This is a genomic window from Microcoleus sp. B6-A1 (assembly GCF_036705085.1).
Taxonomy (GTDB): Bacteria; Cyanobacteriota; Cyanobacteriia; order Cyanobacteriales; family Microcoleaceae; genus Microcoleus.
On the sequence record NZ_JAUBTU010000048.1, the window covers coordinates 1 to 18,021 of the forward strand.

Annotated in this window: 15 protein-coding genes; all 15 read right to left on the bottom strand. The window is 44.7% G+C overall.

The features are described from left to right. Positions 1–73: 73 nt before the first annotated feature. Positions 74–2,161 carry a DUF3854 domain-containing protein gene (locus tag QUB11_RS18320; protein WP_333205493.1) on the bottom strand — a complete coding sequence of 696 codons (2,088 nt, stop codon included), beginning with the start codon at positions 2,159–2,161 and terminating at the stop codon, positions 74–76. 130 nt (positions 2,162–2,291) lie between these two features. After that, positions 2,292–2,684 (bottom strand): hypothetical protein, encoded by a 393-nt coding sequence (locus QUB11_RS18325; protein WP_333256977.1) that lies wholly within the window; start codon positions 2,682–2,684, stop codon positions 2,292–2,294. Between the two features lie 213 nt (positions 2,685–2,897). Then, on the bottom strand, positions 2,898–3,173 hold the full coding sequence (locus QUB11_RS18330; protein WP_333205491.1) for a hypothetical protein: 276 nt from the start codon (positions 3,171–3,173) through the stop codon (positions 2,898–2,900). Continuing rightward, a complete protein-coding gene (locus tag QUB11_RS18335) occupies positions 3,166–3,753 on the bottom strand; it encodes a hypothetical protein (RefSeq protein ID WP_333205490.1) in 588 nt (195 codons plus the stop codon). Before QUB11_RS18335 ends, QUB11_RS18330 begins: the two co-directional genes overlap by 8 nt. Next, positions 3,744–4,007: a hypothetical protein gene (locus QUB11_RS18340; protein ID WP_333205489.1), complete on the bottom strand. Its 264-nt coding sequence runs from the start codon at positions 4,005–4,007 to the stop codon at positions 3,744–3,746. The genes QUB11_RS18335 and QUB11_RS18340 overlap by 10 nt, the downstream gene beginning before the upstream one ends. Beyond that, positions 4,008–4,517 carry a hypothetical protein gene (locus QUB11_RS18345; protein WP_333205488.1) on the bottom strand — a complete coding sequence of 170 codons (510 nt, stop codon included), beginning with the start codon at positions 4,515–4,517 and terminating at the stop codon, positions 4,008–4,010. Beyond that, entirely contained in the window at positions 4,514–5,011 is a 498-nt protein-coding gene (locus tag QUB11_RS18350) for a hypothetical protein (protein ID WP_333205487.1), read from the bottom strand. The genes QUB11_RS18345 and QUB11_RS18350 overlap by 4 nt, the downstream gene beginning before the upstream one ends. A 229-nt stretch (positions 5,012–5,240) precedes the next feature. Continuing rightward, on the bottom strand, positions 5,241–6,677 hold the full coding sequence (locus QUB11_RS18355) for a hypothetical protein (RefSeq protein ID WP_333205486.1): 1,437 nt from the start codon (positions 6,675–6,677) through the stop codon (positions 5,241–5,243). A 511-nt stretch (positions 6,678–7,188) separates the two neighbouring features. Beyond that, positions 7,189–10,173: a DEAD/DEAH box helicase family protein gene (locus QUB11_RS18360; protein WP_333205485.1), complete on the bottom strand. Its 2,985-nt coding sequence runs from the start codon at positions 10,171–10,173 to the stop codon at positions 7,189–7,191. A gap of 1 nt (position 10,174) precedes the next feature. Further along, entirely contained in the window at positions 10,175–11,149 is a 975-nt protein-coding gene (locus QUB11_RS18365; protein WP_333205484.1) for a hypothetical protein, read from the bottom strand. Between the two features lie 2 nt (positions 11,150–11,151). Then, positions 11,152–12,495, bottom strand: a complete 1,344-nt coding sequence (locus tag QUB11_RS18370) for a restriction endonuclease subunit S (protein WP_333205483.1) — start codon at positions 12,493–12,495, stop codon at positions 11,152–11,154. Beyond that, a complete protein-coding gene (locus tag QUB11_RS18375) occupies positions 12,492–14,576 on the bottom strand; it encodes a class I SAM-dependent DNA methyltransferase (RefSeq protein ID WP_333205482.1) in 2,085 nt (694 codons plus the stop codon). The genes QUB11_RS18370 and QUB11_RS18375 overlap by 4 nt, the downstream gene beginning before the upstream one ends. A 114-nt stretch (positions 14,577–14,690) precedes the next feature. Continuing rightward, complete coding sequence (locus tag QUB11_RS18380; protein WP_333205481.1) at positions 14,691–15,149, bottom strand: hypothetical protein; 459 nt, start codon at positions 15,147–15,149, stop codon at positions 14,691–14,693. Beyond that, positions 15,149–15,478 (bottom strand): hypothetical protein, encoded by a 330-nt coding sequence (locus QUB11_RS18385; protein WP_333205480.1) that lies wholly within the window; start codon positions 15,476–15,478, stop codon positions 15,149–15,151. Before QUB11_RS18385 ends, QUB11_RS18380 begins: the two co-directional genes overlap by 1 nt. After that, positions 15,469–17,835, bottom strand: a complete 2,367-nt coding sequence (locus tag QUB11_RS18390; RefSeq protein ID WP_333205479.1) for a transglutaminaseTgpA domain-containing protein — start codon at positions 17,833–17,835, stop codon at positions 15,469–15,471. The genes QUB11_RS18385 and QUB11_RS18390 overlap by 10 nt, the downstream gene beginning before the upstream one ends. Positions 17,836–18,021 lie beyond the last annotated feature (186 nt).

Below are 18,021 nucleotides of genomic sequence, written 5' to 3' on the forward strand. Positions count from 1 at the left end.
TCTCTTGTTTCATCTGTAGAAAAAATTCTTAAAGAATTTGGAGATAATTATGTAATTAATTTTGCTTAACTACTTACCAATCTTTCAGCTCTTGCCACAGGTCTTTTGCGTAAACCCGCTCACCCTTGCCAGCTTCATACCCAACATCCCTGACAAACTGCCAAAGGTGCTGTGATTTTTCCTGAGCTTCCCGCAAAGCTGCGTCGCCTGAGCCATAGTTAATACCCTCTTCCAGTATCAGAGGTATCCGCTCCAACATTCTTTTAAGAAAAGCTGGGGCAATTTGGTCAGCAATAAAATCTGGGTCTAGCTTAAATCTGGGGTCAGCTTGTAACTCACCCTTGCTCAAGTCCGGGTTCATGTCGTATATCTTCTTGAAACTTAAGATGCAGTAGCGGCTAGTGATGGCTTTAGAGTCGGTACTGATAGACGGCAGGATGTTGCAATTCGCCAAAAAGATGGCTTGCGGTTCATAGGGATATTCCCCGCGACCCTTATGCTCAATTGTCAACACATCCCCGCTGATGAACTGCTTGAGGCTTTGCAGCTTGTCTAATTTTGTTGTGTCAGAATTCTCACTAGACCAGTTGCACAGAGAATTCTCAAGACCGGCCAGTGGAAATTTCCGGCCAGCATCATAGACCTGGAAATCCTTTAGAGTTTTACTCGTGACACCCCGCCCCAGAACTTTCACCAACACAGTCCTCAAGGTATCCTTACCGTTACTCCCATCCCCGTGACACAGCAGTCCTTTGACACGGGACATCCTGAGCCGAGCAAGGGGGAGGCATAATGCAGCAGCAACCGTCCTCATAAAAATTTCCCGCTGCTCTGGCTCAAGACACTCTAAAAGGCGATCGCAATCTGTGGTGTCAATATCAGGGTCATATTTGCACCCCACATAGGTGTAAATCTTGTCAGGACTATGCGGTATAAGAGTATGGGAGCCGTCACGATTGACTATTACTACCCCGTTAGAGCAATTCAAACCAGGCGGGTTGATGTTTTTGATACTTACAGCGCGCCGCTTGACTACCCAGTCGTAAACCTGATCGATGCTAGCTGAGTTAGCTCGATTGCAGACGTAAACACCCTTTACCTTCTCTGAGTAAGTATTTAGCCAATCGCCAATGCGACTTTTTTCTGCTTCTTCAGGGCGCTCCTCATAAAGCTCCCCTGTGAAGCGGTAAAGAATACCGCCTATCGACCTCCAATGCCCCTCCGTGAATAACGCAGCCTCTGCCTTTTGTATGAAGTTTTGCCCTGGAACGGGTGCAGTATCTGGGATGTAGTCGCTCTCACTACTAGAAGATGACAAAGATACTACATTCTCATACGTGCGCGGGTGAGGAGTTAGAGAATTACTAGGGTTTGTGTCATTTTTGCGATCGCCTTTCTTAAGCTGTTTCTCCCACTTGGCTAGAGTTGGCGCGTTCGCTACAGCCTCTTTGAAGGCGTCACCGCCGTTAGCCTTGATAAAGTCATCCATCCCCTTAAACTTGGTATCCCAAACAGTTACGTGTACCTCGCAGCCCTCCTGTTCCAGTAATCGGCCAAACTTCAAAATGGCTGCACGGCAAGATGGGTTAGCCGCATAGTCGGAGTCAAAATCTATGTAGTGGAGGGTGTCGGGTTGTGCCCACTCCTTCACACGGCGCGCCAGTTCCCCATCTTTACCCCAATTCCAAACACCCGTTAGAGCGATGACAGCTAGGTCAATACTTAAACCCGCGCCCGCTTTTTTGGTTCCCTCTGTCCAATGACGGGGGATGGATTTGTCAGTGTGAACCTTTGCCCAATAATCTTTATCGGGCATGGCTAGGAAGATTGCGTCGGGTTCCATGCCGCTACCTGTGAGGTATTTGCGCGGTTTAGAACCTTCTGGTTGGTGTGGCTTGTCTGGCTTGCCTTGTCCGTACCGCGTACCCATGAATACGCCTGTCCGCCAGTTAACGCCACGACACCACCAGCCCCCTGTTTTGATGGGTTCCTTTGGAAGGATGCGTTCGTTGAGTTCTTTGACGGTCAGAGATTCGATGTTGAGAGAGGCGATCACTTCTGATACGGCTGAGCCTTCAACCCATTCAGTCAGGTGCTTGCGGATGAAAGGATTAAATTTTGGAAATGCAGAATTTTCCCCAGTGGGGTATGATGTATTCACGAGTTTACGGCTCACCGCCTGGTGAGTGTGAATCCAAAAAGCCGTTGCAAGCTAGGTTCCAATTAGAGAGCAGCGGTTTTTTGGCGTTTACAGGTTTAAAAAAAAACAGAATGCAGGTGGAACCGCCCCGCTAAAAAATCAGCGAGCGGACGAGTGAGTCGCTGCGAGCGCAGCCACCAGCTTCAATCTTGGGAATAGGAATAAAGGGTTTGGGCGGGCCCCGACTAATTTCACGCCGTAGAGGGTCTTCTACCGCAACAGGTTCGTAAATGTACGTTAGTGCGTGGACGAAAGCATGAGTCAGGGACAATGCGACAAAGAAAGCTGCTAGCCAAGATGTTTTAAGCGAGACTCGCAGTACGGCTACCATTGCCTCTTTTAACGCATAAAGTATTGCCCGCCAACAACTCCAATTTCTGCTTTTCATCATTCGGATGCGACGCCAAAGGGAAATAGGCGTGTCGCCCTCTGCGGGTTGGCACGCTATTACACTCATCCTGTCTGCATACGCTTTGATGTTCATGTCCATCTTTAAATACTACTCAAAAACTGGTTTTCGCATCTGAACACGAAACAAACACGAACCAGAAACGTAAAAAAACTCGCTCGTCGGGTTTAAAGGTAAAAGCATTAGACGACTGGCTCGTAGAGCGGGTTTCAGCTCGGAAATATTTCGTCGATGTATAACATCGACGTGACGCAACCCCACTGATTTTCACTCCCCTTTGTCTGACCGCTACCGATCGCCCTGACCACCCAAAACCGCATCCCAATGTCGAGGTTGTGGCTCCCCTGGTGTTGGCGGCGGGACTGCTGCACCCAGTTGAGGCAATTGCAAGTCGTTGAGGTAGTAAGCGTACTGATTCTCTTCCCCCCGTTGCGGGTAGAACTTGCCGTTAGTTTTCCAGAAGAAATCCTTGCCTCGCAAAACCGCCAATACTAACTCTATTTCTGACTTAGTGCCAGTCAATCTTAAGGCTGCTGTAGTTGGTATATTCGGCTGTCTAGTCATCACCTTCCCCCTTCACAAACGGCATCAAGAATTCATATTCAGCCTTCGCGTCCCGGTAGGCTTGACTACTACCTGCACTGACTCCCCAAACTTCTTTGAGAATTTTATTTTTGCCGGTGATGCCTTTGGCGTGACATTGGAGAATCAGTTCGATTTGTTCGCGCTGCTTGGTGGATAAATTCACTACTGCCAGTTCGCCAGAATCGCCAGAAGTCTGATTCAGTAGCAGTTCTAATGATTCTCTTATCGAATCGAGTTCTGCCTCTTGTTCGTCGGTTCGTTCGTTTGTTGCCAGAATTTGTTCTGCTTCCTGCTGTCTTTGTTTCTGAGAAATGTATACGCTTGTCGAGATTTCATCTACCACATCGGCGGTGATTGCCCGCTCTTTAATTGCCTCAATCTCACCCTGTTCTGACAGTTTGCGAGCGATGTTACCCGCCGACACCGCACAAGCAATCGCAGCACACAGGCTCACCCCTTGCGCCGCTTTGTGGATGTCTAGTTTTTTGTCTAGTGCTGCTAGTGGAACCAACCACAGCACGACAGAGGACGCACTCAACACAAACAGTTTTAGCTGCATAGAAACACCCCCAAACCAATCAGCAGCATCGCCAAACCGCCGATTAAAACTGCCTGTAAGTCAGCCACTGAAATCTTGAGCAACTGGCTCAGGGAGTAGTCAAGCAACCAGCTCAACCCCCAAGCAATTGCAATCGCTGCTAATAAGAATAAAACCGCTTTCATTGCCATCGGATGCAGGCTCGCTATCCACCCCAAAAGGGAGAAAGCGACGCATCCAGCAACAAAGTAATTTGCCAGATACATCGCTTTCATTTAGTTAGTCCCTCTCGTCAACTTGGCTTTAATTTCATCAATCCGAGTGCGGGCATCGCTGTCAGCTTTATCAATCCCTAAACCCAGTCGTGCATAACCGGGACGCAAACTGTGCAAGTGCTTAGCCAGTCGAGTATCTGAGCGCTTTTTACTCAGTTCGTTATCAGCCACAGCACCTTCATATTTGCGGTGATGACGGTGAACTTTAGCATCGGCTTCTTCAACTTTTGCCAGTGCTTCATAGGCACGTTTAGATTGTTTTGCACCGTCTGTTTTTTCCTTTGCCAAGTCTTTCATAGCGTCCGCTTCTTCCTTAGTGAAGTAGCGCGGTGCTGGCACAACGGGAACACTACGAATGCTGGAAAAGTTACCGGGATTTAGCGGTGTGATGACACTTGCGTCAGTGCTTGCTAAAACCTTAGATTTGTCGACTGCGTGTCCACCGTCATTGCTGGCAGTGAGTTTTTCGGCATCGGAATTACCACCGAATAGGCGTAGTTGTAAGCTCATATTTTTGTCCCAATTTGGATGTTTACGCGGACTGGGGGAAAAAGATTTAGGGGATTGATTTGTCGCCACATGGACATCGCCAACACAAACACTCCCGCCGATGCGAGTACGAGTGCGATGAGTTGAGAGAGGTCAACCCAGTCTAAAAAGCTGGTGGAAGTCTGGCGGGTGAAACCGCACACAGGGAACGAACCGTCGTTAGTCCAATCAAGGCTGTCTACAGTGTCTACACCCTCTGTGTCAAGCAGTTCAGATGTCGCGTCTACACTGTCTACATTTAAACTGTCTACACTGTCTAACAATGTGTCTACAGTGTCTACATTCACTGTGTCAAGCGATTCATCATCAACGAGGTACAGTTCTAGCAGCGCTTCCCACGTAGCAGTTTTGGATAATTTCCCAAACTGTCTGGCGTCTTCATTGGTGAAGCCACGGTCATAGGCGATCGCCTTAAGTTGGTCAATGCGACGGTAGCTGACGGTAGGTTTAGTCATGGCAAAACCCCGTCAACTCAATCATTAAGAGTTGCGATCGTCCGCAAAGACAACCGTCTAAAAATGTCATAATTTATCGGCTCCAACCGTTGTACCTGAACGTTTGGGGAAGTCGTGACTTGGTTAGCGGTGGTACGCTAGTCAGTCGCGCATCAATCTTCCTTAGTTACTCACGATTGCAGACTTACAGTTCCTTGTCAACACAGAGACTGTAAAGTTTTGTTTCAAATTATTCGGCAAGTAACTCCATCACTTCGTGGGGCGTAATGCCGTAAATAGCAGCCAATAATCTAATACATTGTGTGTCGCTTCCTATTTGCTTGAGTACCTGAATAGCGCTACTCAAAGGAATAGCTTCCTTTGTAAATCGAGTCAACAAATCAATTGTCGTTTTGGTATTAGCTCGCTTCTTGTAAGTGCCTTCGTTCATCTGTGTTGAATGTCCCAAATTTTTGGCTCTCGTCTCCTGAGACATCCCAGCCATCTGACCATTAAGATTAGCCAAGTGACGTAAAGCGTGAGACTGAGTAAAACCTTTATTCCATCTTTTCAAAGTAGTCCAAGCACGGCGACTGTATATGCCAGCAATTGTTTTGGGACTATCTGACAATAAACAGATTTCAGGTGGTTTACCAGACTTAATTCCTAAACGCTCTATTAAGTCAGGATGAGTCGGCGCTAACATCGGTACGCACAGTCGGTAGCCAGTCTTGGTTGTTGTATCTAGTGATGTTTTGTCGCCTACTACAGCAATCATTCTCACGTTGTCTGGCTCGGTCAGTGCCTGAATAGTAATTCCATCCTCAGTCTTAAATGATTTGTCAATGTTTTGAACAGCAAAGACTTCGTGTACTCGAAAACCATACACAACTTGCATTGAGAACACCCATAACCAACAGCGTCGCTGCTCTAAATCGTATCGTTTATTACCAAGAGGGACATCTAAAACATCTTCACAGAATTTAAGAAATTCGTCAATAGATACTGATTGCAGGTCTTTTCTGAACTCCGTTTGTCTTCCGTCAATCTCCTTCAGATGAGCGAGTATATCAGTATTGCCGATAACTTCAGCTAACTTTTTCATGGCACACAAGCAGTTTTTAAAACATTTACTGCCTTGTTTCTTACTATTGACTACCGACAGAATATCCCTTAAGTTGACAACCGTATTCCGTGGCAATAGCTTATAATCGTGACCGTAAACGGCATCCCAAGTATTCTGCTGACTAATACTACTTTTGTCGCGCTGTTGACGGCGTTTAGTACGTCCATTCCAGTAATCTTTCTCTACTTTTGCTATCGCATCACCAAACGTCATCAAATCATTTTTGATGATGTTTTTTTCTAAAATCGTATCATCGTACCACGCTAAAAACTGAGACTCACTAGAGAACGAGCTTAGAGCATTAGCGACTAAATGAGCTTTTCTCGTAGCGTCAGTAATACCCTGCATCGTCAGATAGCACCCGCAGGTTTTGTTGACCCGCTTGTTACCTAACTTGAACTGAAGCGTTATGTAACCCCCACTAGCTTTGCTATCTCTTTTGAGGCCTACTCCTTTAGGGCATTCCTTCTGGGCTTGTTTGAAATAGTCCAAAATCCGCTCGTAGCCGATAAGGTAGTCGGCGGTAGTGTTCGTTGTGACTGAATTAAACTTTTCGCTCATCTTTCGCTCCCAGCTCTAAAGTGTTGAGTTTGCTTGCTATATAGACCATACATCAAGTAGCTCAGTCTTCGCTCAAGTGTAAGACAGGACTTTCAGGGTGAGTAGAGAAAAGCGCTAGGACGGCGGAAAATCGTAATTTGAAGCCTAAGTGTTAATTCAAGTCCTTTTATCCGCATAGCAAATTGTATTCCCAAAGCAAAAACTGTACAGTAACAAATTATTTGTCATTGTACAGGCGGCCATGACGCTACAACGGCTGAGGGAGAACGAACCGGGGTTTACGAACTCGGTTTCGCTGGGGCGGTTTATGTTTTGCTGGGATTCATTCATCGCGATCGCTCCAAGTGGTAGAGTTTGAGAGGGAAAAGACCATTGATTCCTTAAAATCTACTGAGCCTGTGATTCCGATATGGTTGGATCGGATTCACCGTACCATAGCTAATAAATTAGGGAATTGAGGGTGAGTTAAATTATTAGCAAGCATTAACACATAGAATGAAACTAAACTTAATTATCTTAATCTCATTTTCTTTATAATTTCTTGATACACTTGCCCAAATATCTTTTCACGCACTAATCTTCCAAACTCTTCATTATCATTAATACGCTTGAACATTTCAAAATTGCTATCAATCATGGTTTGAAGCACTGCATCAAATAATGCGTCGTGGAAAAGCTGAACATTCTCACGGGTGTTAACTTTTGCACTAGCTTGTAAGCTTTCATTCGCAGCAAGCCTAGTCTTTAATTCGGCAAAAAAGATCAGATCGCCTTCAGTAAAATCTGTGCCAAAACGTCGATTAATGTCGGCAATAATTTCGGATAGAGCCGCTTTCTCTGGCTCGGTTAATCCAGCAGGTTCTAGCTCGGCAAAGGGATCTAGCTGACTAGCTCCAGATTTGGGTGAAATTTTACCGCTAAAAGATTTTTGAATGCGGTAGCTCTCCAAATCGGCATACTCAGCAACGTTTAGAGATGATTTCTGGCTTTCAGAAGGTAATGCTCGTAATAGAAGACGTGCAAACAAATACAACCTTTCTAAGTCGGCATCTTTGAAGGTGATAACCTGGGATAGAAATGCGTATAGCTGGATGAACGATCGCAATCTATGTTTAAATTCCCTACGCTTTTCCAGGTCTGGTATGTAGGCGTATCGACCGACAATTACTCGGAGGAGAGGTTGAAGTTTAGTCGCTTTTTCACCTTGGCGTAGATAAAGTTCAGCAATCTCCGCCACTTGCTCAGTAGTGTAAAGGTTAAATGTTTCTAGCGCTGCCTGTAAATCGTAGAGCTTGTTAGGGTTAGTACCTTCGCTGAGGATGGTTGCCTCAAAATAGGGTTTAAAGGCACTTTGGATATCATCAACATGATTGGCGAAATCTAGCACCATTGTTTCTGTTTTGTGAGGATGGGTGCGATTGAGCCTACTGAGGGTTTGGACAGCCGCAACACTACTCAAGATTTTATCGACATACATCGTGTGTAAAAGGGGTTGATCGAAGCCAGTTTGAAATTTTTCTGCCACGATCAAAAAGCGGTACTCTGGCTTTTTGAATTGTTCTGCGGTTTGTTTGTCGGAAAAGCCATTCATCTGAGCTTCGGTATAGTCCAGATTGTTGTAATTCACTGTGCCAGAAAAGGCAACTAATGCTTTGATAGGATAACTCTGCTGTTTCAGATAATCGTCAAATGCCTGTTTGTAGAAAACGGCATGGAGGCGACTACGAGTAACAATCATGGCTTTTGCCTGCCCATTGCCGCTTTCATCGGGTATCTGGTGGCGGGTATTTTCCAAAAAATGTTCCACCATGAGGGCTGTTTTACGGGCAATTGTGTACTGATGTAATTCCACATAGCGACGCAGTAAACTGATGGCTTTGCCTTTTTCGTAGCGAGGATCGTCGGCAGCAATTTTGAGTAAATTGAAATATGTTTCAAAAGTGGTGTAATTTTGCAAAACGTCTAGGATGAAGCCTTCCTCGATCGCCTGCTGCATCGTGTAGAGATGAAAAGGTTGAAAACTGCCATCAGGTTGAGGTTGTCCGAAAATTTCTAGAGTTTTCTGTTTAGGCGTAGCTGTGAAGGCAAAAAAGCTCAAATTAGGCTGTTTCTGCCTTGCTTCGAGGCTTTGGTTAATTAGGTCTTCTCCTGTTTGGGATTCTTCTAATTCTAGCTGTTCGGCTTCGTCTAAACTTTGAGCGCGCAACACTTCTTTTAGACTCTTGCTGGCTTCACCAGATTGAGAAGAGTGAGCTTCATCAACAATAATGGCAAAATGTTGCCCTGTAAGTTGATTTATTTTCTTTACAATTACAGGAAACTTTTGTAACGTACAGACAATAATTGCTGCCCCACTGGTGAGGGCTTCGACTAATTGATCACTGTGCTTATCAATAACTACCACCGAACCTGGAGATTGCTCAAATTGACGGACAGTGGTTTGTAGTTGGCGATCGAGTACCCGCCGATCGGTAATCACAATTACGGAATCAAAAATGCGCTGATTTTCGGCGTTATGCAGAAATGCTAAACGGTGCGCTAACCAAGCGATCGTGTTGCTTTTGCCGCTTCCAGCACTGTGCTGTATTAAGTAATGCTGTCCAGTTCCATATTCGCGAGCATGAGCCGCTAATTTCTTAACTGTATCGCGCTGGTGGTAGCGAGGAAATATCAGTTGTTCGCGCCGTGTACCATTTCGATCTTCAACGGCTAGATGAATGAAATTACCGATGATATCCAATACGCTATCGTGAGAGAAAACATCTTCCCATAGGTAGGCACTAGCATAACCATTGGGGTTAGGTGGGTTGCCTGCTGCGCCGTTATAACCTCGGTTGAAGGGCAAAAAGTAGGTGCTTTTTCCTTCTAGGCGAGTAGTCATCCATACTTCGTCATCGTCTACGGCAAAGTGGGCGAGGCAGCGTTTGAATTGTAGTAAAGGTTCGTGTTTGGGGTCGCGATCGCGCTTATACTGTTCGCGGGCATTTTCTACAGTTTGTCTGGTCTGTTTGTTCTTCAGTTCAATGGTGAAGATGGGTAAACCATTGAGAAACAGCACCAGATTGATCGCATCTTTGGTTTCAATTGCGCTGTAATGGCACTGACGCACGACACTGAGAATGTTTTTGCGGTAGAGTGCCTGATGTTCGGAATTGAGGGTACTGACAGGAGCAAAATAGGCAAGCTGGAAGTAGCAGCCATAGTCTTTGATACCACGTCGGAGAACGTCTAGAGTGCCTCGCCGATCAATTTCACGGTTCAGTCGGTTAAGAAATTTCTGTCGAACAGTGGCTTGTCCGTGTTGTTCTGTTAGTTTTTCCCAAGTGTCAGGTTGAGTAGCGGTGATAAATTCAAGTAGCAATTCCCAATCAAGGCATAGATTTTTATCGTAATGAGAATCTTTACCTTTTGATTTAGAGGTACGAAAACGATAACTATGTACATTACATAGATAATCGTCAATATAGGCTTCAAAGGCTTTTTCGGAGATATCCATACTAAGGAGTGCCTAGCAGGGCGTTAATTTGGTCTAACTGTTTTTGCAGAATTTGAATTAATTTTTCTTTGTCATTTTTTTCATCAATATGGTCTTGTTTTGGACGTGCCATAGTATCAATTTTGTTGACCCGTACCTGAAGTTTTGCAATTGTATTTTTGAATTGTTCGCGTAACGAGTCGAAAAAACGATCGCTAACAGTATGAACAAGGCTGTGTTCTACTGAACGCCTTTCAAAATCATATTTATGCCCTTTCTTAAGAAGTTTTAGGGCTGCCTCATAAGGCTGGCTGAGTTCTCGATGTCCAAGTGACGCAGTTTGCTTGAGGCGCAGTACCCCTATTTGACAGCGGACTGTATGATTTTTCTTGATTTCGTCTGCAATATTAGGAAATACATATTCCATTAAATCGAACATATTACACAAAGCACGAAGACATTCTTCATCATTAATTGTTAAGCCTGCTTGATGATGATCGTGGTAAAATTTATTACGAGTTCTATGTCTTTTAAATGCCTCATCAAGCAAGGTGAGTACAGTAGAGGTGGTTTGTCCGGCTGAAAGTAGAAATTCTTGTTTTACTTCGTTAATCACGTCCTGAAATTCTTTTCTTGCTTCAGGATCGTTTGCACTCCAATGATTTAGATCGCGGTGACTATTGAGACAAGATTCGACACTAGCAGGATTACTTGTACGACCTAGTTTTGAACATAATTCAGTGGAGTCGATTTCATCTTCAAAAAATCGGGTGAGTGCTTTGTGATGGGCTTGAGATGCAATAATTCCGTCATTGACTAATTCCTCTCGACATTGCTCGCGGCGTTCAATTGTTTTTTCCTGCAAAAAAGTTTTAAGCGCAAGCTCTAAAATGTCATCGACTAAAATATAAGCAGTGCGTACCCGCCCAGGTGCAGTGATGAAGTAGACTTCATTAGTCGTTTGAATAAGTTCGATAATATCATCCAGTCTAGACATATTTATGCTGCACCTCGTTCTACTTCTTCACGCACATCAATTTTGCCGGTAACAGCAGCAGTAACTAGAGCGGATCGTTGCTGTTGAAGTAAATTTATGCTCTCTTGAACTTTATTGATTAAATTATTCATTTGGTTTACTTTATTATTAAGAAAATTCACAATCTCTTGTTGTTCGAAAAGAGGAGGAGCTAAAACTTGAAGATTTGCTGCTGTCCCAACGTTGAAGTGTTGTTGGATTGCACCACCCGAACCTAGTTCAAATTGAGTTTGAGCGAAATTAGAGTTTGCTAAATAAGACAAATAATGTGAGTTAAAGTATGGTGATTGCCGGACTATGATTAAATCGATACAGTTAGCACCATGAAATCGCTTATCTACCACTGCTGTAGCTCCTGGTTGTCCGGTTCTAACAACTACTAAGTCACCCTCAAAAATCATAGACTTTCTATGAAGATCATTACTCTCTGAGCTAATAAAAACGATATTTGCATAGATTAATTTACCTTGTTTAACGTTGAGCGATCTCAGGCAAGGAACCCCATTATCAACGTAATACTTGGCTGGGGTAACTACAATGCCTACAGTAATTTGAGGACTGATAAATTTTAAACGAGTTATTTTCCAATGTTCTGGGATTTTCCCTAGCCACTCTATTTTACTCTCTGTCATAGAAGCATTAGAGTTAAGCCCTTTAGTCACAGCATGGGCAATTACAGCGTTGCGTTTTTTCTCAAGTAAGTTGATTAGTTCACCTTTTTGGGTGATGAGGGTATCGATGCGGCTGGTTTCGCGTTCGAGGAAAGAAACTATGTATTCTTGCTCTTTAAAACTGGGAATAGGAAGAGATATATTTGCATACTTCTGCCCATTTACATTACCAATAGTAGATTGAATAATTGATATACCAATATAATCTATAAAAGCCCGTGATTTTGTAAAATAAAAAATAAATTTTGGCAGATATTTGGCTCTTAAAGAGAAACGGACTAAATACCCAGCAAAAGCACACTCCCCATGTTTGTCTTTTGAGTAAAGAAAAGAACGTCCTATAGTTCCACTTCTAGAAATTAAAATATCTCCATCATCTAGTTTATAATCTGCAACTTGAGAATGCTCTAAAAAGACTGCTCCATCAGATGATAGGTTGCCAAAGTCATCAATATCGGTTGTTCGTAAAAAACGTACACCCTCCTCTAGATAACTTTCAGAAGATTTATTAGCGCCATAATTAGCTGCACGCCAACAAATATGCTTGAGACGGATAACTTCCCAATGAAGCGGTATCTCGCCTAACCATTCCACACTCGAAGGCTTATAAGTTGAATAGGGTTTGTACCTTGTCATACCCGCACCTTCAATAAAGCAGCAATTTCCTCTTCTAGCTTGAGTATTTTTTCCTCAATTACTTCTAGGGGTTCTGGCGGCTGATATTTATAAAAATAACGATTAAAACTAATTTCATAGCCTATTAAACCCGTTTTTCCATCCTTTTCATCCTTAAATTTCTCATCAATCCACGCATCCGATATATATGGCTTCACCTCACGGGCAAAGTAATCGTACACATTCTCCTTAAGCGGGACATTTTCGTCATAGATAGACGGTGCCCATTGCAGAGGTACATTTTCATAATCCCTTAATTCTGGATCTGGTTCATATCCCTCACCTTTTTTCGCTGGCACGGGTTCAGCATTCTCATCCCGTTCTGTCAAAGCCTTAAGAATGGCATTTTTAACAGATTCTTTTAACTTGAAAGGTTTTAGCGTTTTCTCCAGTAGCGGTAAAAACTGTTTCGGATCGGTACTCACCTTTCCTGGTAATTGCTTTAGTGCATTAATAATCCTTTCCTGCAAAGCTTTACCAGCTTCAATATCTGCTTTTTGGTCTTCCTCTTTCTTCTTCTTGCTTTCTGCCAATGCTGCAAAACCAGACTGTTCCGGCAAACGGGCAAGTCTTTCTGGCGCAGCACTAAAATTCAATCGTAGAGGACGTTCTACTTTAATGCGCCGATAACCAAAGTCCTCATTATCAAAAATCAGGCAATTATCACCCGTTGAAAAGGCATGATAGATGTTAGCAATCTCGTTATACTGTTCTTCCGTAATTTCATTACGCTTGTTACCCAAGCTTTTCCGCATTTTTTGATAAAAATTTACCGCATTTACAAGCTGAATCTTTCCTTTCCGCTTGTTACTCTTGCGGTTATTGAGTACCCAAAGATAGGTACTGATGCCCGTGTTGTAAAACAACTGATCCGGCAAGGCGACAATACCCTCTAACCAATCATTTTCAATAATCCAGCGACGAATATTGCTCTCTCCACTCCCCGCATCACCCGTGAATAAAGGCGATCCATTAAAGACAATTACAATGCGACTGGGTTCTTCCTTTGAGCGCTTACTCAAGATATGCTGAAGAAACAGCAGTGAGCCATCATTAATACGCGGTAATCCTGCTCCAAAACGACCATCAAACCCCTGAGTTTCGTACTCTCGTTTGATGATGTATTCTACCTTCTTCCAATCCACACCAAAAGGGGGGTTTGAGAGCATATAGCGGAAACGGCTTGCAGGATACCCATCCTCACTAAAACTGTTTCCAAAAGTAATCCGGCGCGGGTCTTCACCTTTCAACAAAAAATCTGATTTAGCTACCGCAAAAGCAGTCGGGTTAATTTCCTGTCCAAAAAGATGAACTTGCCCAATTTTCTGATACTTTCTTATCTGGATATCGTGAATGTATTCCTTTGCCTCAGTCAACATCCCACCAGTTCCGCAGGCAGGATCGTAAATTGTCAGAATGTTATCAGGATGAAGCGTCGGGTCATCTTCAGGAAACAGCAACCTTACCATCAGTCGGATTACTTCACGGGGCGTAAAGTGTTCTCCTGCTGTTTCGTTGTTGTCTTGATTGAAGCGATAAATCAGGTGTTCAAAAATACGCCCCATTTCCAGGTTGTCAACTCCAGTACCGTCCTCTCTCGGCGGGTGTAGATCGATCTTATTAAATTCATCAAACAGATTGGGCAGCAGATTTGCTGTGTTTAAACGAGACACTTGACGGCGGAAATCGAACTTTTCAATAATGTCCTGCACATCTGGACTGAAGCCATTTAAGTAGTTAATCAGGTTTTGTGCTAGGTTAGGGCGATCGCCGAGCAAACGCTTCCAGTAATACTCCGATGTGTTGTAAATAGGCGAATCTCCAGCAGCCAATTTCAGCCTGGGGTATAAATTATCTAGCTGGCCCTGATACTTATTCCATTCGTCGCGCACCGCTTGGCGCGTTTTCTCCATTGCCTGATCGAGCCGACGCAAAACCACCATCGGCAGAATTACGTCAGGGTACTCCCGCCGCAGATAGTTCCCTCTGAGGAGGTCAGCGATTTTCCAGATAAAGTCGGCTGTTGCTTGGAAGTTGCTCACGGGTCTTGGTTCTCGATCGGGGCTTCAATTGACAACACGAGATTGACCAACTTGAAGCCTATTGCATTGGTACATCAATACTATTTAACAGCTTATTGAATACTATTTAACAGCTTATTGGGTAAGTTTTTGATATTTAGCCATTTCTTCAAACGCCATAAAGCAACGCTGACACCACCCATCCACCCACAAAGCCGGAATTTTAAACCTAGCCCCGCAGTTGGGACACTCCGACAGCAAGCGTAACTTGTGCCGATCGCACCCCGTTGCCGTCTTAAACTGCCACTCAATCTTATAACAAGGCGACTGGGCATAACAAGCCCCACACAACCTTGGAGGCTCTAACTTCATGCCCACACCAGGAGGCGGTAACATTTCCTGCTGAAGAGAAGGAGGCGGATTAAACCGAAACTTTTCCCAACGGGCGATCGCACCTCCCAGCCCCGCCATCTTACCCAACCGAGTCGGCGTTAACTTATTCGCCCGTCGAAACCGCCCCCAAAAATGGCTCAAACTCTCACCCTCCAACGGTTCCACCCGAAACAGCCAAGGCTGGATATCGATCGCTTCCATCACTTGTACTCCGCCGCAACTTCCTTGAGAGTCTCCAAATCAATCCTTGATAATCCCCTCTTCAAAGCCCGAATCGCCGTCTCCCTAAGAATCATATCCAATAGCCCCACATAACCCCCAGTCGCCTCCCCCAAAGTCTTCAGCATCGCCTTACTAGAAAGATTAGAAGCCACTGGTAACTGCAAAACCTTCTTTTCCCAAACTTCCACCCTCCGCTTAAACTCCTCCCCCGACAACTTACCAAACCGATGACTTGACCGAAAGCGGTTATAAACCTGTTCATCCCGCTTAATCACCGCATCTAAGCGATCGGTATCGCCTAAAACCACCGCTTTTTGAGTTTCTGCAAGTGCGATCGCCTCAAATTTTCCACCAACCCCCGCAACTGGTTCAAATTACCCACTTCGCCGCCATACTTCCAGCGCACGTAAGCCTGCGAAACCTCATCAATCACCTCAGCTTCATCAGTTGCATGATTACCGCGCATAGCCTCAGCATACTCCAAAGGCGTTTGAGCGCGAGGTTTCACAAAACCCCTACTCGCCAAATCCTTCAGCATTTCCTGATAAACCCCCTCCACCGGCGGCAACTTCGCCAGCCAGCGGCGGTGGCGCCACTTGCGCCACACTTGCCAAATTAACCAGCCAATAAAGCCAAAGGCGATCGCAGCAATCAAGCCAGTAAATAACCCTACCCAGCCCCTAGAAAACTGTCCCATAAACCAGCCCACAATCAAAGTTATCCAGCCAATTACAAAACCTATGACTGAATCGAGCCCGCTTCTGACAGGAGTCGGTAGCCAACCCGCGATCCACTTCCAAAACGATTCCAGCGCACTAAAAGTCTGGTTGTCCTCCACCGAAGCCGGAATCAGCGGATAACCGGGAATCGGATTAAAAGCAAACCAGCCATTATTGGGAAAATATACCTCCGTCATCAAAAAAGCGTCGGTATTTTTCACAACATAGTAACCAGTAAACGGGTTAAATTCTCCCGTATCGAAACCCCCCACCATTCGGGCCGGAATCCCGATCGACCTTAGCATAATGGTCAATACCGTCGAAAAGTGGTCGGGATATCCCCCTGTAACTTTTTTGCCGCCCTGGGTGTTTTTATAGCCAAACAGAAAACCCTCGACTAAATCTTCACTTTCCTCTAAGTAAGGCAAAGCTTTTTCAATTTTGTAATTAGGGTTTTGCTTCAAATATTGAGCTAAGTACAAAGCTTTTTCGTAAGGAGAATCGATCGGTCTGTCCGACTGAGATACTCTAGTTCTTGCCGCCAAGATTTCTTCAGTTTTTTCTCGCACCTTCTGGGCAATTTTCGGCGGCACATCCAAATAGAAGTTGCGAATATTTTTCGGGTAATTAGTACCAGTTTTCCCCAACAAAGAGCGATCTCGAAAAGGCACATTAGAAATCACCGTATAAGTCACACCCTCTCCCAATTCCGCAGGCGCTCGCAAACCCCCCTCCGCATCAATCGCCACCTCTGGACTCGGAAAATAAAGCTCTTTCGCCTTGTTTAAAGCCGGAATCAAATTCGGCAATGGAGCAACAATAGTATAACTTTGAATCACCTCTTGAGTCCGAGGCGCATTGGGAAAAGGATTCAGATAAAATTGATAAGACCACCTAGGCCGAGTAAGCTTTTGAGCTTGTTCGTTGCGAGAAATTTCCCAACCCTGACCGGTGTATTTGTCAAAGCCTAACACCCGCCAAAAACCCGCAGCCTGCGATCGCACCCGCATCACCACTTGAGGTTTCATTTCCCCCCGCAAATTTTGATTGATGCGCTGGTTGAAACCGTAATAAAAAGTAGAGTCCACCTCTCCTGGCCCAGAGTCTGGGTTTCTCCCCGTTCCTCCGCCAGTTCCTTTTTCATTTCCCCCTCTAACATACCCCGGATTCAGAATGCTGCGGGAGTCAAAGTCCCCCTGATATTCAATAGGAGCACTCACCGGAAAAGTCCGCAACTGATAGCCAGGGAGGCGTGGCAAAAACGCAAAAATAGTCAGCCCCAACCCGACAGTTATCAGCAGCAGCCAAGCAAAATTCTTTGGTGATAAAGTAGCCGCAAATAGCGACAGGCTATCATTTTTTCCTTTACCTTGTGCTTTTTCGCCAATGGCTTCTGGCTTCACAAATCCCAAGCGCGATCGATAATCCAAAACCAAAGTCGGAAGCGCTAAAGCCAAAAACACCAACAACAGCGGCGCAAAAGTCAAGGTTTGGCTGAGAGTCGCTGCTACCCCTAACAAAATTAGCCCGATTACCATCGAATAGCCCAAATCCTTGCGGCGAGGCAAATCGAAACTGTGCAGCACTTGAAGTTGGATTAACAGTTGCGCCAAAACTAACCGCGTATCGTTCAATTCTCCCACCAAGCGGCTAAAAAAAGCGAACAGCGCCACCAGCATTCCAATAGCTATGCAGAACTTAGCAGCTACATTGCGATCGCGGCGGCGGTACCAACTCCAAGTTGCTCCCACAATACTAACAGGCACAGCCCACAGGTTCTGGGCTTCTTCAGCAGCAACGTCAGTAGCTACAATCCCCACAATTACCAACAACTGAACTAGGATTCGCAGCAGTAAAGAATCCTCAATCACCGGCGGAGGCATCGCCTCAATCTGCTCCCACAGCTTACCCAACACAGGTATATTTCGCAGGTTATCAGTTGTCATGTGCACCCATCCAACTATTTTAGATTTTAGATTTTAGATTTTAGATTAAATCCACAGATAAATCTGGGTTTTACCTAAATATCTAAATCTTATTTCCCTGTCAAACGATTGTAGATTGTAGATTTTAGATTTTAGATTTTAGATTGACTCCACAGATAAATCTGGGTTTTACCTAAATATCTAAAT

What these genes read in the sequence shown, in the direction of transcription:
- QUB11_RS18340 (WP_333205489.1), bottom strand. Translation starts at nt 4,007, where the DNA reads ATGAAAGCGATGTATCTGGCAAATTACTTTGTTGCTGGATGCGTCGCT.
- QUB11_RS18350 (WP_333205487.1), bottom strand. Translation starts at nt 5,011, where the DNA reads ATGACTAAACCTACCGTCAGCTACCGTCGCATTGACCAACTTAAGGCG.
- QUB11_RS18365 (WP_333205484.1), bottom strand. Translation starts at nt 11,149, where the DNA reads ATGTCTAGACTGGATGATATTATCGAACTTATTCAAACGACTAATGAA.
- QUB11_RS18390 (WP_333205479.1), bottom strand. Translation starts at nt 17,835, where the DNA reads ATGACAACTGATAACCTGCGAAATATACCTGTGTTGGGTAAGCTGTGG.
- QUB11_RS18370 (WP_333205483.1), bottom strand. Translation starts at nt 12,495, where the DNA reads ATGACAAGGTACAAACCCTATTCAACTTATAAGCCTTCGAGTGTGGAA.
- QUB11_RS18380 (WP_333205481.1), bottom strand. Translation starts at nt 15,149, where the DNA reads ATGGAAGCGATCGATATCCAGCCTTGGCTGTTTCGGGTGGAACCGTTG.
- QUB11_RS18325 (WP_333256977.1), bottom strand. Translation starts at nt 2,684, where the DNA reads ATGAACATCAAAGCGTATGCAGACAGGATGAGTGTAATAGCGTGCCAA.
- QUB11_RS18330 (WP_333205491.1), bottom strand. Translation starts at nt 3,173, where the DNA reads ATGACTAGACAGCCGAATATACCAACTACAGCAGCCTTAAGATTGACT.
- QUB11_RS18335 (WP_333205490.1), bottom strand. Translation starts at nt 3,753, where the DNA reads ATGCAGCTAAAACTGTTTGTGTTGAGTGCGTCCTCTGTCGTGCTGTGG.
- QUB11_RS18345 (WP_333205488.1), bottom strand. Translation starts at nt 4,517, where the DNA reads ATGAGCTTACAACTACGCCTATTCGGTGGTAATTCCGATGCCGAAAAA.
- QUB11_RS18355 (WP_333205486.1), bottom strand. Translation starts at nt 6,677, where the DNA reads ATGAGCGAAAAGTTTAATTCAGTCACAACGAACACTACCGCCGACTAC.
- QUB11_RS18360 (WP_333205485.1), bottom strand. Translation starts at nt 10,173, where the DNA reads ATGGATATCTCCGAAAAAGCCTTTGAAGCCTATATTGACGATTATCTA.